Source organism: Enterobacter cloacae complex sp. ECC445, assembly GCF_021892025.1.
GTDB lineage: Bacteria > Pseudomonadota > Gammaproteobacteria > Enterobacterales > Enterobacteriaceae > Enterobacter > Enterobacter chengduensis.
Window position 1 is genome coordinate 37,015 of the sequence record NZ_JAKLRZ010000020.1, and the last position, 15,844, is coordinate 52,858.

Below are 15,844 nucleotides of genomic sequence, written 5' to 3' on the forward strand. Positions count from 1 at the left end.
TACACGATCCCGTAGGCCGGGTAAGCGTTAGCGCCACCCGGCAAGCAGACTCAAGGTTTCGCGACAAACCCAATCGCTTCGTATACCGCTTTCAGGGTTTCGGACGCGCGCGCGCTGGCTTTTTCCGCGCCGTCTCTCATCACCTTCTGCAGGAAAGCTTCGTCGTTACGGAAGCGATGATAACGCTCCTGAAGCTCGGTCAGCATGCCGGAAACGGCGTCTGCCACTTCACCTTTCAGGTGGCCGTACATCTTGCCTTCGAAGTGCTGTTCCAGCTCAGGAATGCTCTGGCCAGTCACGCCGGAGAGGATATCCAGCAGGTTGGAAACGCCCGCTTTATTCTGCACGTCGTAGCGCACCACCGGCGGCTCGTCGGAGTCGGTGACCGCGCGCTTGAGCTTTTTCACCACCGATTTCGGATCTTCCAGCAGGCCGATAACGTTGTTGCGGTTATCGTCAGACTTGGACATCTTCTTGGTCGGCTCCAGCAGCGACATGACGCGTGCGCCCGATTTCGGAATAAACGGCTCAGGCACTTTAAACACCTCGCCATAAAGCGCGTTAAAGCGCTGGGCGATATCGCGGCTCAGCTCCAGATGCTGTTTCTGGTCTTCACCGACAGGAACCTGGTTGGTCTGGTACAGCAGAATGTCAGCCGCCATCAGCACCGGATAGTCAAACAGACCCGCGTTGATGTTTTCAGAATAGCGCGCGGATTTATCCTTGAACTGGGTCATGCGGCTCAGCTCGCCGAAATAGGTGTAGCAGTTCAGCGCCCAGCCCAGCTGCGCGTGCTCCGGCACGTGAGACTGAACGAAGATGGTGCTCTTCTCAGGATCGATGCCGCAGGCCAGATACAGGGCCAGCGTGTCGAGGGTGGCTTTGCGCAGCTTCTCAGGATCCTGACGCGCGGTTATCGCGTGGAGATCGACGATGCAGTAAATGCAATGGTAGTCATCCTGCATGCTGACCCACTGACGTAACGCACCCATGTAGTTACCAATGGTCAATTCACCTGAAGGCTGCGCGCCACTAAAAACGATGGGCTTAGTCATGATTCAATTCCTGATGTTCACTGTGCGAAAGCCCGAGAGCGGGCAACAAATCTTTGAAGTGGTCGAAGACCACATCCGGCTCACTAAGCGTGATGGACTCACCATAGTTATAGCCATAGGTTAATCCGACGGAAGGACACCCTGCCGCGCGGGCAGCCAGAATATCATTGCGGGAATCGCCGACAAAGAGCAGCTCCGCAGGCATTAAGGATAATTTTCCTGCCACCAGCAGCAGCGGTTCCGGATGCGGCTTTTTGTTCTGCACGTCATCGCCGCCCACGATTACGGAAAAATACTTCGCGATATCGAGCGCTTCAAGAAGAGGCGCAACGAACGGCGTGGGCTTGTTGGTCACCAGACCCAGCGGGATGCCTTCGGCATGCAGCGCGCTCAGCGTTTCCTGAACGTCCGGGAACAGGAAGCTGCCCTCCTCGACGGTCTCTTCGTAGAAACGATCGAACAGCTTGCGCAGAATACGCAGCTGCTCATCCTGCGGGATGTCGGCGTGATCGACGCTCGGTTTACCCTGGGCAGAGCGCTGCGACGCGCGCTCCTGACGCGCCCACGTTAACGCGCGCTCCATCAGAACGTCGGCGCCGTTACCAATCCATGTTACCACGCGCTCTTCACCCGCAACGGGAAGCTCAAGGGCATACAGCGCCTGGTCCACGGCGCTCGTTAAGCCCGGCGCGCTGTCGACCAGCGTGCCGTCGAGGTCAAACGCCACACCCCGAATTGTCTGCAATTTATCCATGACTTACCTTCGCCAGCTCGCGGCGCATTTCATCAATGACTTTTTTGTAATCCGGCTGGTCGAAAATGGCTGAACCGGCAACGAACATATCCGCGCCTGCCGCCGCAATTTCACCAATGTTATTCACTTTCACACCGCCGTCCACTTCCAGGCGAATATCGTAGCCTGACTCATCAATACGACGGCGCACTTCGCGCAGCTTGTCCAGCGTGTGAGGAATGAACGACTGACCGCCGAAACCCGGGTTGACGGACATCAGCAGGATCACGTCCAGCTTGTCCATAACATGGTCGAGGTAGCTCAGCGGCGTGGCCGGGTTAAACACCAGGCCCGCCTTACAGCCGTTCTCTTTGATCAGCTGCAGCGTGCGGTCCACGTGTTCAGAGGCTTCCGGATGGAAAGTGATGATGCTGGCACCCGCCGCGGCGAAGTCAGGCACGATGCGATCAACCGGCTTTACCATCAGATGTACGTCGATCGGCGCGGTAATGCCGTAGTTACGCAACGCCTTGAGCACCATCGGACCGATGGTCAGGTTAGGAACGTAGTGGTTATCCATCACGTCGAAATGGACGACATCCGCGCCAGCCGCCAGTGCGTTAGCCGTATCTTCACCCAGGCGGGCAAAATCGGCCGACAGAATTGAGGGAGCAATCAAAAACTGTTTCATCCGCTTCTCCTTGAAATGTGTTTACCGGCGGGCAAAACGGCTCAGGGGCGATAAAGAGCCAGGAGTTCGTCCACCTTTTTACGTGTGCCGCCGTTGCTGCTAATGCTGCGCCGCACCTTGACCTGAAAATGCTTCGCGGCTTTGTACCATTCGCGCGTATCAGGCGTGTCGTGATTCGAAATTAACACCGGAATTCTTTTGCTGACCAGCTTTTCCGCCATCTCCGCCAGACGCGCCTGTTCGGCAGGGCTGAAGCTGTTGGTGTGATAAGCGGTGAAGTTCGCCGTTGCAGACAGCGGCGCGTATGGCGGGTCGCAGTAAACCACCGAGTTTACGCCTGCCAGCTCCATACACTCTTCGTAGGAGAGGCAATGAAACTCTGCGTTCTGTGCTTTTTCGGCAAAGTGGTACAACTCGTCCTGTGGGAAATACGGGCGCTTATAGCGGCCAAAAGGCACGTTAAATTCCCCACGCAGATTATACCGGCACAGGCCGTTGTAACCATGCCGATTGAGATAGAGGAACAGCAGTGCGCGGCGGAACGGATCCTGGCTCTGGTTAAACTCCGTGCGGAACTGATAATAAACGTCCGGGCTATTGGTCTCGGGCGTGAACAGTTTGCGCGCCTCTGCGACGTACTCATCGGTACGCAGCTTAACGATGTTATAGAGGCTGATAAGGTCGCTGTTGATATCCGCCAGGATATAACGAGAAAAATCGGTGTTGAGGAACACCGATCCCGCACCCACGAAAGGTTCGATAAGACACTCGCCTTTTGGCAGGTGCTTTTTAATATCATCGAGCAGGGGGTATTTCCCCCCTGCCCATTTCAGAAAAGCGCGATTTTTTTTCATGCTGACTAACTGATTACACCTTCTCCGGCTGTGGAGAAAGCTCCGACAGCATCCTGCGCTTTAAACATTACTTCAGATCGGCCTGAACCTGATGAATCGGTTTCGCCCACGGGTTTTTCGCCTGAACATCAGCTGGCAGCGCCGCAACGGCACGTTTTGCTTCATCTTTAGACGAATAAACACCGCTTACCAGCACATACCACGGTTGACCGTTACGGGTCGTCTGATAAACAACGTAGTTTTTCAGATTTGATTTCTTCGCCCAGCTGTTGAGGTTGTCATAGTTAGACGAACTGCTCAGCTGCAGCGTGTAGTTGCTGGATGGCGCAGATTTCAGCGATCCGACGTTACCGGCCGTTTTGCCTGCCGCGCTGCTGGAGGCGGTTGCCGTCGCTGCAGGCGCCGCGGTGGCAGCCGGTGCCGTGGTGGTCGCCGTGGCTTTTGGCGCAGTCTGGGTGACAGGCGCTTTAGCAGGCTCGCTCACCGCTGCCGTTTCAGTGTGTTTCGGCTGTGCCGGAGCGGCTTTCACTTCAGGCGCTTTGACTACGGCCTGAGGTTTGGCTTCACGCTTAGGCTCAATCACCGCCTGCTTACGTTCAGGACGCGTCGCAGTTTGCGTCTGGCGCGGTTTGGTTTCGGTTGCAGCGGTAGCCGTTTGCGGCTGAGCGTTACCGCCGCGAATCGGTGCAACGGTTGCCGGCTCAGTTGGCAGCGTGGAGTTCACCGCAACGTTATCAACCTGCTGCTGGTTCTGCGGCTGCGTCAGCGCATTGTTCAGATCTCCCTGAACTTCTACGCGCTGCTGGCCTTCAGGCGCTGCAGGTGCCTGACCCTGAGCAGGGGTGGAAGAGACAGGTGGCAGAGAAACATCCTGCGGCGCCGTGGTGTTACCCGCGGTCTGCTCTGCAGAAGTGGCACCCGGTGCAGGCTGTGCGCCATTCGCCTGGTTGGACGCATCGTTACCGGACAGGTTGATGCTCTTCTCGGCGGAGGCGGTTTGCTCGGTTGAATTCGTTGACGGTGCTTTCAGCGCGGAGCCAATGCCGACAATCAGCAGCACAAGCACCAGAACGCCGAGGCCCATCATAATATACTGGCGGGAAGCCGGTTTTGGCGCAGCGGCTTTTTTACGTTTACGCGGGCGACGCTCTACAGGCTGTTCGTCCATTGAATCTTCTTCGGACTCATAATCCTCTTCTGCTCGCTCTTCGTGCACGTTGCGGCTGCGCGAAGGACGACGATCGTCTGCATCCAAATCAACATCGTCAAAGTTGATCTGCGGCTCGCTATCACGTTCTGAAGATTGACGAGAACGACCAGTACGACGATCGCTGGGATCGGGTTTCAGCTCGTCTTCTGGTTTGAATTCATCCATTTAACACCCCACTCAAAGGCTTATGCCAACGACTTTGCATTTCACCTGAAGCTAAACGACCACCTGCGACAGTGGCCTGACCTTTCTAGTTTTTACGCCAGCTGACAATCAGCGATAGCGCCAAGAACGACATCGTGCGGCACTCCGCCGCGCACTTCACTCTTCCCTATTGCAAGCGGGAGTACAAGACGCATCTCACCTGCCAATACTTTTTTATCGCGCATCATGTGGGGTAAATACGCTTGCGCCGACATCTCCTGCGGCCCGGTCACCGGCAAGCCTGCACGCTCAAGCAGCGCAATGATGCGTGCCGTCTCTTCCGGCTTAAACTGGCCCAGACGTTCAGAGGTGCGGGCAGCCATCACCATGCCAGCCGCGACGGCTTCGCCGTGCAGCCAGTTGCCGTAACCCATTTCGGCTTCAATGGCGTGACCAAACGTATGCCCAAGATTCAGTAAAGCACGTAAGCCCGTTTCACGCTCGTCTGCGGCGACAACTTCTGCTTTCAGTTCGCAACAACGGCGAATGCAGTATGCCAGCTTAGCCTCATCCAGGCGCAACAACGCATCCATATTCTCTTCAAGCCAGCTAAAGAACTCGCCATCCAGAATAATGCCGTATTTGATCACTTCTGCCAGACCGGAAGCCAGCTCGCGCTTCGGCAGGGTTTTCAGACAGTCGAGATCCACCACCACCGATGCGGGCTGGTAGAACGCGCCAATCATATTTTTGCCGAGCGGGTGGTTGACTGCCGTTTTGCCGCCGACAGAGGAGTCGACCTGGGACAGCAGCGTGGTCGGGATTTGAATAAAACGAACGCCACGCTGATAGCTTGCGGCCGCAAAGCCGGTCAGATCGCCCACAACACCGCCGCCCAGGGCAAGCAGTGTTGTATCGCGACCGTGCGGTTTTTGCAGCAATGCGGTAAAGACGGTATCCAGTACCGTCAGGCTTTTATACTGCTCGCCATCGGGAAGAATCACACTGTCGACTTTTACGCCCGCCTGCTCAAGCAGGTGGCGTACGCGGTCGAGATAAAGCGGAGCCAGCGTCTCATTGGTGACCAGCATCGCCCGATCACCCGCTTTCAGTGGTAAAAAGGAAGCTGGGTCGTTAAACAAACCAGCCGCGATGGTGATAGGGTAACTACGTTCCCCGAGAGTAACTGTAATCCTCTCCATGACGCGACATCCACCTTTAATGCTTTTACCCGCAGGCGAGTGTATATAAAGCCAGAATCAGTTGCTTTCCAGCATATGAATAATCTGGTTTGCAACCACTTTAGCGCTCTGGTCGTCAGTACGAATGGTCACATCGGCAATCTCTTCATACAGCGGATTGCGTTCATCGGCCAACGCTTCCAGAACTTCGCGTGGTGGCGTTTCAACCTGCAGCAGCGGGCGCTTTTTATCGCGCTGCGTACGTGCCAGCTGTTTCTCGATGGTCGTCTCAAGATAGACCACTACGCCACGGGCGGAGAGACGGTTGCGGGTTTCGCGAGATTTCACAGAGCCGCCGCCTGTTGCCAGAACGATGCCCTGTTTTTCCGTGAGTTCGTTGATCACTTTTTCTTCTCGGTCACGGAAACCTTCTTCGCCTTCTACGTCGAAAACCCAGCCCACATCAGCTCCGGTTCGTTTCTCAATCTCTTGATCAGAATCGTAAAATTCCATATTGAGTTGTTGAGCTAACTGACGCCCAATAGTGCTTTTGCCGGCACCCATAGGCCCAACCAGAAAGATATTGCGTTTCTCTGCCATTTTATCGGTACTACTAAGACTATTCGTTAATGGTAATCCCCGCTTCGCAGACACCCAGCGTAGCAGGACATGAACTGAAACCTCATATGCAATAGAGCGAGAGTCAGACTAAAAATTATCTCAATACTCCGGCTTGTTTGGCAACTGATTAAATCACCGCGCCGGACGCATAAGGTAATAAGACGTCAGTCCAACTCAAATCGGTACTCCTTGTATGCTAATTCATGCCCCACGTCAAACATCTGCAACAATCTGAATGCAAAATCATTGCGGGGATTGTCACCCGTCAGCGAATACCCACCAGGCGTGGCGTAATAAATACCACTAACTCGCGCCGTTCATTGTCCTTCCCGTCGTGGCGAAAAAGCTGCCCAAGCCAGGGGATTTTTCCAAGCCCCGGCACGCTGTCGCTGCCGGTTTTGTTCTTCTGCGAAAAAATTCCACCCAACGCCAGCGTTTCTCCACTTTTTACCTCCACCTGGGTTTCTATCTCCTGTTTGTCGATCGCCAGCGTTTCGCCGTCCGCCTGCTGCAGGACCTGTCCCGGCATATTTTCGCTGATGTGTAATTTCAGGCGCACGCGTCCACCGGGCAGGACCACCGGTGTGACCTCCATCCCCAAAACCGCCTCTTTAAACTCAACGGAAGTTGCCCCGCTCTCACCGCTTGACACCTGATACGGAATTTCACTTCCCTGCTTGATGCTGGCCGGCTGCATATGCGAGGCCAGCAGCCGCGGGCTGGCGATGATATCGACCTGCTGTTTCTGCTCCAGCGCAGAGAGCTCCAGATCCAGCAGTCGACCATTGATCCGCCCGATGTTAAAGCCCACGTGGCTGGTGGCGCTGGCGACGGAGAGATCGCTGCCCAGCGTCGTGAGTTGTCCAACCTTGCCCGCGTCGGTCGCGTCGGCGAGACTCCACTTCACCCCCAGCTCGCGCAGGCTTTTTTCATTAATGGTCACAATATGCGCCGCCAGCTCGACCTGTTCGACCGGAATATCCATCTGGGCGGCCCAGCGCTGCAACGTATCCACTACCGTCTGGTTATCCCGAATCAGCAGCCGGTTGGTGCGTTTGTCGACGGATAAGCTCCCCTTTGGGCTCAGGAGCTTTTCCGCGGCTTTTTGCAGCTCTCCGGCATCGGCATAGGAAAAAGGGATGCCGTGAGACACCAGCGGTGCATCAAGCTGTCGTCGCGCCCGCTCCTGTTCTGCGCGTTCCTGCTGTTCACGCTGCCAGGCTGCGGTGTGCACGTAAAAAATCCCGCCCTCTTCCCGCAAAACGAGGCCTGCGCTGCTCACCACCGTCTGCAGCGCCTGACGCCAGGGAACGCGCGTCAGGTTAAGCGAAAGCGTGCCGCTGACGTCAGGCGATACCACCAGATTACGTTTCTCCTGTGCAACCAGGCTTTGCAGCACCTGGACGACGGGAACGTCATCCACCACCAGCGTGATCGGTTTTGGCGCGGCGGCCCACAGCGGATGGCTGAACGCCAGTAGCCACAGCATTATCCGTAGATTCATTCTTCTTCGTTCCTTCTCGTTGCCACGTCCATATTCCTGGTTTACATGCCTCACCCACGTCAACAACCAGTTCCGTTTCATTGATGTCTGTTATCGTCCAGCCTGCCGGGAAGCGCTCATGCGTTTTCAGCCGGTACCAGCGCTTCTGTCCATCCTGTAAAATGCCGGTGGCCTGCTGCCCTCTCACCATGCCGCGATAGTGCCACTGGGCCAGCTCGCCGAGGGCGCAGGGATCGTCCGGCGGGCGAAACGGGTCGCGCATGCCGGTTAATAGCAGCGCTGAGCAAACCAGCAGATATCGTGTGCTATTTCGCATGTTCCAGCTCCAGGCGCAGGCGCAACGCCGTACCTTGTGGCGCAATCGTAAAGGCGACGATCTGCACATCCCGCTGCGCCAGCCGGGAAAAAAGCGCCGGGAGTGCTTTCCACTCCAGATCCAGCATCAGTTCCCCTCCGTTCTGCAGGGGCTTCCAGTGCACCAGCGCCGCGTCATCGCCCTGAAAATCGAGCGGGGAAAACGGCATTTTCGCCCGTGCTACTGCCGTTTCTGAACGAAACGGCATCTGTCTGACAGCAGGCCATAACGCTGCGTTAGCCCTGACGTTCTCCATCAGCTGGCGTTCTAGTTCAGCACACTGCCTGTCTACCGGTCGGAGCAAGGTGCCACACGCGGCCAGTCCTGCCAGCAGGCTTCCCAGACACCAGAAGAGCACCCGCCCCCAGGGGCGGCTTTCGCACCAGCGTTCTAACAGAGCGTCCACGCGCTACCCCTCGCTTTTAAGATGGAGGATGAACGTCCAGCGCCCCTGACCGTCCTGCCGAAGCTCCCCCTCCGTTCCGGGGGTAAAACCCGCTATTTGGCCAAGCGCATCGCGCAGCGCAGTCAGTGCCGGCAGGGTGATGGCATACCCGGTCAATATCAGAGTGGGAGGCTGAAAGCGCAGCTCTGTCAGCCAGACCTGAGAAGGAATGGCGGCGGAGAGAGAGGTCAGCACGGGCTGCCACGCGCGTTCTTGACGTTCCTGCTCTGGCATCGGCCCTTGTGCGGCGAGTCTCTGCCGGGAGAGGAGCACATGCTGCACGGACTGCGCTCCCCTCAGATCCGCTTGCAGCGCCTGGATCCTCACGAGAGGATTCATCCGCAGACAGAAAATGGCCGCGAGCGTCAACAGCACGGTGCCGACCCAGAGTACGCCCCAGAAACGCAGGCACCGGGCGCGCCGCTGCTGTCGCCAGGGCATAAAGTTCATGATGCTCATCCAGGCACCTCGCTCATGGCTAACGCCAGCGCAACGGTATAATCCGCCCCGCATTCCGGAAGTGGAGCATGGCAGCGTACCAGAATGTCCCACGGCTCACGTTGGCTATCAAAAAGCGCAACGTCATCCGCCCGCAGAGCCAGCAGTGCCGCCAGATCGGCCACGTTTTCTGCTTCGGTAGTCAAGCGCCGCCCCCACTGGTGGCGCATCGCCCACAGCCACTGGCGATCGTCCCGCCAGGCGACACACTGCGCCGGTGCCAGCGCGGGCAGAAGATTCGCCAGCGTGCTGGCATCCGGCGTAATGGTCACCAGCCGCAAACGCAGCGCTTTCGCTAACGCCAGAAGGGTATCGACCTCTTTGTTTTGTGCGGCCGTCACGTGAAAGGTATTGCTGAACGTATCCTGCGCGTAATCGAAGCAGAGCGTATCGGCCGACATCTCCAGGTCGCGCGCGAGCGCGGCGCCAAGCCATGAGAGCTGCTCGCTGTCGCGCAGCGCAACGGTCGGACGGGGAAGCGAGCGTTGCAGGGTCCGTGACGCCGGGAATGAGAGGAACACCCGGTGATAGTGCGGCAGCGTTTTCCGCCAGTCGCGCAACGCATCAACCAGCTGTTCTGGCTGACAAATTTTGCCGTCACGAATGATGCCTTCGCCCAGAGGAATCGCCCACCAGCGGCGCAAGCACCAGCCGGACTTCTCGCGGGCCAACGCGACGATCCGCACCCTATCCTGTTGAATATGAACGCCCGTTTGCCATGTTTTGAAAGCCATGCTTCACGATCTCCTTATCGTCCGTCTCCTTGACGGCTATATCAATGAATCAGGCTTGCCTTTATACTACTGCGCGATTGTTTAGAAACTGCCCAAGTGAAACCAAATGGGAAATCTCCGGTGAAGTTCGTAAAGTATTTATTCATCCTTGCAGTCTGTTGCATTCTGCTGGGAGCAGGCTCGATTTACGGTTTGTACAAATATATTGAGCCACAGCTACCTGATGTCGCCACGCTTCGCGATGTGCGCCTCCAGATCCCGATGCAGGTCTATAGCGCCGATGGCGAGCTGATGGCGCAGTATGGCGAGAAGCGTCGTATCCCGCTGACCTTAAACCAAATTCCACCCGTAATGGTGAAAGCCTTTATCGCCACGGAGGACAGCCGTTTCTACGAGCACCACGGCGTCGATCCGGTGGGGATTTTCCGTGCCGCAAGCATTGCGCTGTTCTCGGGTCACGCCTCCCAGGGGGCGAGTACCATTACGCAGCAGCTGGCGCGTAACTTCTTCCTCAGCCCTGAAAAGACGCTGATACGTAAGATTAAAGAGGTGTTTCTTGCGATCCGCATTGAGCAACTGCTGAGCAAAGACGAAATCCTTGAGCTGTACCTCAACAAAATCTACCTGGGCTACCGCGCCTACGGGGTGGGGGCTGCCGCACAGGTGTACTTCGGTAAGCCTGTTGAGCAACTCACCTTAAGCGAAATGGCGACCATCGCCGGTCTGCCAAAAGCGCCGTCCACGTTTAACCCGCTCTACTCGCTCGATCGCGCCACCGCGCGTCGTAACGTCGTCCTGTCACGTATGCTGAGCGAAGGCTATATCAGCCAGAGCGAGTACGACCAGGCGCGTAACGATGTCATTGACGCTAACTACCATGCCCCGGAAATTGCCTTTGCGTCTCCTTACCTGACCGAGATGGTTCGCCAGGAGATGGTGAATCGCTACGGCGACAAGGCCTATGAAGATGGCTATCGCGTGTACACCACCGTCACCCGCAAAGTCCAGCAGGCGGCGCAGGAAGCGGTACGGAACAACGTGATGGACTACGATATGCGTCACGGCTATCGCGGCCCGTCAAACGTGCTCTGGAAGGTGGGCGAAAGCGCGTGGGACAGCAAAAAAATCACCAGTACGCTGAAGGCGCTGCCCACCTACGGCCCGCTCCTTCCAGCCGTGGTGACGCAGGCCGATCCTCAGGAAGCCGTGGCGACGCTCGCGGACGGTACCTCCGTCTCCCTGCGCATGGACGGTATTCGCTGGGCGCGTCCGTACCGTTCGGACACCCTTCAGGGCGCCACGCCGCGTAAAGTGACCGATGCCGTACAGGCCGGGCAGCAAATCTGGGTGCGCAAGGTGGGGGAATCCTGGTGGCTGGCGCAGGTGCCGGACGTCAACTCGGCCCTCGTCTCTATCAACCCGCAGAACGGCGCAATTCTGGCCCTGGTCGGCGGGTTTGATTTCAACCAGAGCAAATTTAACCGCGCCACCCAGGCGCTGCGTCAGGTTGGTTCCAATATCAAACCGTTCCTCTACACGGCCGCGATGGATAAGGGCTTGACCCTGGCCAGCATCCTTAACGACGTGCCAATCTCCCGCTGGGATGCCGGTGCCGGTTCCGACTGGCAGCCGAAGAACTCCCCTGCGGAGTATGCCGGTCCTATTCGCCTCCGTCAGGGCCTGGGGCAGTCGAAAAACGTGGTGATGGTGCGCGCCATGCGCGCGATGGGCGTCGACTATGCCGCAGAGTATCTGCAGCGTTTCGGTTTCCCGGCCCAGAACATCGTTCGCACCGAATCGCTGGCGTTAGGCTCCGCCTCCTTTACGCCGCTTCAGGTTGCACGTGGCTACTCGGTAATGGCCAACGGCGGCTTCCTGGTTGACCCGTACTTCATCAGCAAGATCGAAAACGATCAGGGCGGCGTGCTGTTCGAGGCGAAGCCGAAGATTGCCTGTCCTGACTGCGATATTCCGGTGATTTACGGCAATACGCCGAAATCCGAGGTGCTTGAAAACAAGGACATGGAAGATCCAGCCGTGTCTCAGGAGCAGCCAAACATCGTCGTGCCGCAGCCGCAGCTGGAGCAGGCTAACCAGTCGCTGGTCGCGCAGACCGGCGCGCCGGAATATGCCCCGCATGTGATCAACACGCCGCTGTCGTTCCTGATCAAAAGCGCGCTTAACACCAACATCTTCGGTGAACCGGGCTGGCAGGGCACCGGCTGGCGCGCAGGGCGTGATTTGCAGCGCCATGATATCGGCGGTAAAACGGGGACAACCAACAGTTCGAAAGATGCGTGGTTCTCCGGCTACGGGCCGGGCGTGGTGACCTCGGTCTGGATCGGTTTCGACGATCACCGCCGCGACTTAGGTCGTACGACGGCCTCCGGCGCGATTAAAGATCAGATTTCCGGCTACGAAGGCGGCGCGAAAAGCGCACAGCCGGCGTGGGATGCGTACATGAAATCCGTTCTTGAAGGCGTGCCGGAGCAGCCGCTGACGCCGCCGCCGGGCGTGGTGACGGTTAATATCGACCGCAGCACGGGCCAGCTCGCCAACGGCGGTAACAGTCGCGAAGAGTATTTCATCGAGGGCACCCAGCCAACCACGCAGGCGGTGCATGAGGTGGGTACAGAGATTATCGATAACGGCGAGACGCACGAGCTGTTCTAAGCATAAAAATGCCCGGTAAAAACCGGGCACAGCATCGTATGCCGGGTAAGGCGAAGCCGCCACCCGGCTTTTTTATGGCCTACAGTCGCCCCTGCCCCTTCAGCCACTCCCGTACCAGGAACAGCGCGCTCACGTTGCGAGCCTCATTAAAGTCAGGGTCTTCCAGCAGATCCATCAGGTGCGCTAACGGCCAGCGAACCTGAGGCAGCGGCTCCGGCTCATCCCCTTCCAGCGATTCAGGATAGAGATCTTCCGCCACCACGATATTCATTTTGCTGGAAAAATAGGACGGCGCCATGCTCAGTTTTTTCAGGAATGAAAGCTCATGCGCGCCAAAACCCACCTCTTCTTTCAGCTCGCGATTTGCCGCTTCAAAGACGGTTTCACCCGGGTCGATAAGCCCTTTCGAGAACCCAAGCTCGTAAGATTCCGTTCCCACAGCGTATTCGCGGATCAAAATCAGGTGATCGTCGATAATGGGAACAATCATCACCGCTTCGCGCGAAGAGGGGCGCATACGTTCATAAACGCGACGCACACCGTTGCTGAACTCCAGGTCCACACTTTCGACATTAAACAGGCGCGATTTGGCGACAGTTTCAACATTCAGAATGGTGGGTTTTTGTAATGGTTTGCTCATGGTGATGGGTCTTAGCAGTGAGAACTGGCGTTATTGTGCGATACGCCGCACGGTTTCGGCAATGTCAATCGTTCTTTATTTACATTTATGCAACGTAACTGGGATCAATCCTCAATTCAAAACAAATGTCAAGAGGTTGAAATGTTTCCAGGAATTTGCTGATATCGCGCCATAACAGGCTTTGCTATCATCACCGATCACTGGGATACGCTTCAGAATGCTCAAGTTCGACGCCATACTTGCCGATAGCCAACCTCAGATTCTCGTTCAATGTAAAGGTGCTAATGACTACACCTGTAAGAAGATAAGTAAGATGGGGAAAGCATGAGCACCATTTTGATTGTTCTCGCTGCTATGCTGGCCAGCGCATTGGTTGCAGGATGGTTGTACAGGCGTCGTACACAGCGCCGTTACCGTCTGCCCTTTTTAAATGCATTCGCGGGAGCAAGCACGCGTAAACTCACGCAAGACGAGCGCGACGCGGTTGAAAACTATCTCGAAATTCTGAACCGTTCTCAGTTAACGCCTGGGCCAACGGGGGCCACCGCTGCGCCCGTCGCGCTAAAGCTGAATGCGCAAAGCGATACCGTGCTCTGCGTGACGCGCTCCATCACGCGCTACGGCATCACCACTGATGACCCCAATAAATGGCGCTATTACCTTGATTCCGTCGAAGTGCATCTGCCCCCGTCCTGGGAGCAGTACATTAATGACGAAAACAGCGTTGAGCTGATCCACACCGACTCGTTGCCTCTGGTTATCTCGCTTAACGGCCATACCCTGAATGAATACCTTCAGGAAGCCCCGCGCTTTGCGCTGGAGCGGGCGAGCTCGAAGCAGGCCTCCATTCGTGGCGAAGAGACGGAGCAGATCGAACTGCTGAACATTCGCCAGGAGACGCATGAAGAGTACGCGCTGAGCCGCCCGGACGGCATCCGTGAAGCCATTCTGATCGTCGCTGCCTTCCTGCTCTTTTTTTTCTGCCTGCTCACGCCGGATGTGTTTGTTCCCTGGCTGGCGGGAGGCGCGGTGCTGCTGCTGGCGGGCGGGCTTTGGGGCCTCTTTGCCCCACCGGCCAAAACCTCGCTACGCGAGATCCACTGCCTGCGCGGTACGCCAAAGCGCTGGGGCCTGTTCGGTGAGAACGATCAGGAACATCTCAACAATATTTCGCTCGGCATTATCGACCTGATCTACCCGCGCCACTGGCAGCCGTGGATTGCGCAGGACTTAGGGCAGAAAACCGATATTGATATCTACCTTGACCGCCACGTTGTGCGCCAGGGACGCTTCTTGTCCCTGCATGATGAAGTGAAAAATTTCCCGCTTCAGCACTGGCTGCGCAGCGCGGTCATCGCCGGTGGCGCGGCGCTGGTCTTAGTGATGCTGCTGCTTTTCGTCCCGCTGGATATGCCCATCAAATTCACCCTCTCGTGGATCAAAGGGGCGCAAACCATTGAAGCGACCAGCGTCAACAAGCTGGATGAAGCCGGCGTACGCGTGGGGGACACGCTGCGCCTGAAGGGTACCGGGATGTGTAATATCCACGCCCCGGGGGCGTGGAACACGCGCCAGAGCTCACCGTTCATGCCGTTCGATTGCTCGCAAATTGTCTGGAACGACGCGCCGCCGCTGCCGCTGCCGGAATCCGAAGTGGTGAATAAAGCCACGGCCCTTAGCCAGACGGTAAACCGCCAGCTGCACCCGAAACCGGACGATGACTCGCGCGTCAGTCCGGCGCTGCGCTCGGCCATTCAGAAGTCAGGCATGGTCCTGCTGGATGATTTTGGCGACATCGTCCTGAAAACGCAGGACCTATGCTCCTCTCAGGATGAGTGCATACGTCTTAAAAACGCCCTGGTTAACCTGGGTAACAGTAAAGACTGGGACTCGCTGGTGAAACGCGCCGAAGCGGGACGGCTGGACGGCGTCAACGTGCTGCTGCGTCCGGTGAGCGCTGAATCGCTGGATAACCTGGTCGCCACCTCCACATCGCCGTTCATGATGCGCGAGACCACCCGTGCGGCTCAGGCGCTGAACAGTCCGGCACCGGGCGGGTTTGTCATTGTCAGCGATGAGGGCAGCGACCTGGTCGATCAGCCTTACCCGCAGGTTGCGCTGTATGACTACCCGGCGCAGGAACAGTGGAGTCAATTCCAGCGCCTGGCGCAGATGCTGATGCAAACGCCGTTCAGCGCCGAAGGGATTGTCACAAGCATTTACACCGATGCCAACGGCACGCGCCACATCGGCCTGCACCGGATGCCGGACAGCGCAGGTTTGTGGCGTTACATCGGCACCTCCCTGCTGATGACCGCCATGCTGATCGCCATTTTCTGGAACGGCTTTATGGCCCTGCGCCGCTACCAGCGCTCGCGTACGCGGCTTGCCGACATCCAGCAATATTACGAAAACTGCCTCAACCCTAAGCTGATCCCCTCGTCTGAGAGCCTGATCTGATAACGTCGTTGCGCGACAAGATGTGCTACCCTGTCGCGCACGTTTC

At 57.2% G+C, this 15,844-nt stretch carries 15 protein-coding genes; 2 read left to right on the forward strand and 13 right to left on the reverse strand.

Annotation, left to right across the window (positions count from 1 at the left end; genetic code table 11):
• Window positions 1–50: 50 nt before the first annotated feature.
• The 12 genes from trpS to pilM all read right to left on the reverse strand — a co-directional run bounded on the left by trpS (window position 51) and on the right by pilM (window position 10,025).
• A complete protein-coding gene (gene trpS / locus L6R44_RS15540; RefSeq protein WP_237424703.1) occupies window positions 51–1,055 on the reverse strand; it encodes a tryptophan--tRNA ligase in 1,005 nt (334 codons plus the stop codon).
• Window positions 1,048–1,809, reverse strand: coding sequence for a phosphoglycolate phosphatase (gene gph / locus L6R44_RS15545; RefSeq protein WP_237424704.1), 762 nt, complete (start codon window positions 1,807–1,809; stop codon window positions 1,048–1,050). Before gph ends, trpS begins: the two co-directional genes overlap by 8 nt.
• Entirely contained in the window at window positions 1,802–2,479 is a 678-nt protein-coding gene (gene rpe, locus L6R44_RS15550; protein ID WP_032644564.1) for a ribulose-phosphate 3-epimerase, read from the reverse strand. Before rpe ends, gph begins: the two co-directional genes overlap by 8 nt.
• A gap of 41 nt (window positions 2,480–2,520) precedes the next feature.
• A complete protein-coding gene (dam, locus tag L6R44_RS15555; protein ID WP_237424705.1) occupies window positions 2,521–3,333 on the reverse strand; it encodes an adenine-specific DNA-methyltransferase in 813 nt (270 codons plus the stop codon).
• A gap of 67 nt (window positions 3,334–3,400) precedes the next feature.
• Window positions 3,401–4,708: a cell division protein DamX gene (gene damX, locus L6R44_RS15560; protein WP_237424706.1), complete on the reverse strand. Its 1,308-nt coding sequence runs from the start codon at window positions 4,706–4,708 to the stop codon at window positions 3,401–3,403.
• A 92-nt stretch (window positions 4,709–4,800) separates the two neighbouring features.
• Window positions 4,801–5,889: a 3-dehydroquinate synthase gene (gene aroB / locus L6R44_RS15565; RefSeq protein ID WP_237424707.1), complete on the reverse strand. Its 1,089-nt coding sequence runs from the start codon at window positions 5,887–5,889 to the stop codon at window positions 4,801–4,803.
• A gap of 57 nt (window positions 5,890–5,946) precedes the next feature.
• Window positions 5,947–6,468, reverse strand: coding sequence for a shikimate kinase AroK (gene aroK / locus L6R44_RS15570; RefSeq protein ID WP_003861630.1), 522 nt, complete (start codon window positions 6,466–6,468; stop codon window positions 5,947–5,949).
• A gap of 286 nt (window positions 6,469–6,754) precedes the next feature.
• Window positions 6,755–7,978 carry a DNA uptake porin HofQ gene (gene hofQ, locus L6R44_RS15575; protein ID WP_237424755.1) on the reverse strand — a complete coding sequence of 408 codons (1,224 nt, stop codon included), beginning with the start codon at window positions 7,976–7,978 and terminating at the stop codon, window positions 6,755–6,757.
• The gene (locus L6R44_RS15580; RefSeq protein WP_032644569.1) at window positions 7,905–8,309 is read right to left on the reverse strand and encodes a HofP DNA utilization family protein; all 405 of its coding nucleotides are present in this window, start codon (window positions 8,307–8,309) and stop codon (window positions 7,905–7,907) included. Before L6R44_RS15580 ends, hofQ begins: the two co-directional genes overlap by 74 nt.
• A complete protein-coding gene (locus L6R44_RS15585; RefSeq protein WP_237424708.1) occupies window positions 8,299–8,754 on the reverse strand; it encodes a HofO family protein in 456 nt (151 codons plus the stop codon). The genes L6R44_RS15580 and L6R44_RS15585 overlap by 11 nt, the downstream gene beginning before the upstream one ends.
• Before the next feature lie 3 nt (window positions 8,755–8,757).
• The gene (locus L6R44_RS15590) at window positions 8,758–9,252 is read right to left on the reverse strand and encodes a PilN domain-containing protein (RefSeq protein ID WP_237424709.1); all 495 of its coding nucleotides are present in this window, start codon (window positions 9,250–9,252) and stop codon (window positions 8,758–8,760) included.
• Window positions 9,249–10,025, reverse strand: coding sequence for a pilus assembly protein PilM (gene pilM / locus L6R44_RS15595; RefSeq protein ID WP_237424710.1), 777 nt, complete (start codon window positions 10,023–10,025; stop codon window positions 9,249–9,251). Before pilM ends, L6R44_RS15590 begins: the two co-directional genes overlap by 4 nt.
• Window positions 10,026–10,145: 120 nt before the next feature.
• On the opposite strand from pilM, the gene mrcA reads away from it, so the two are divergent.
• Window positions 10,146–12,698 (forward strand): peptidoglycan glycosyltransferase/peptidoglycan DD-transpeptidase MrcA, encoded by a 2,553-nt coding sequence (gene mrcA, locus L6R44_RS15600; RefSeq protein WP_237424711.1) that lies wholly within the window; start codon window positions 10,146–10,148, stop codon window positions 12,696–12,698.
• Between the two features lie 79 nt (window positions 12,699–12,777).
• Here mrcA and nudE read toward each other — a convergent pair whose 3' ends face one another.
• The gene (nudE, locus tag L6R44_RS15605; RefSeq protein ID WP_237424712.1) at window positions 12,778–13,338 is read right to left on the reverse strand and encodes an ADP compounds hydrolase NudE; all 561 of its coding nucleotides are present in this window, start codon (window positions 13,336–13,338) and stop codon (window positions 12,778–12,780) included.
• A gap of 324 nt (window positions 13,339–13,662) precedes the next feature.
• On the opposite strand from nudE, the gene L6R44_RS15610 reads away from it, so the two are divergent.
• On the forward strand, window positions 13,663–15,798 hold the full coding sequence (locus L6R44_RS15610; RefSeq protein ID WP_237424713.1) for an intracellular growth attenuator family protein: 2,136 nt from the start codon (window positions 13,663–13,665) through the stop codon (window positions 15,796–15,798).
• Window positions 15,799–15,844: the final 46 nt, after the last annotated feature.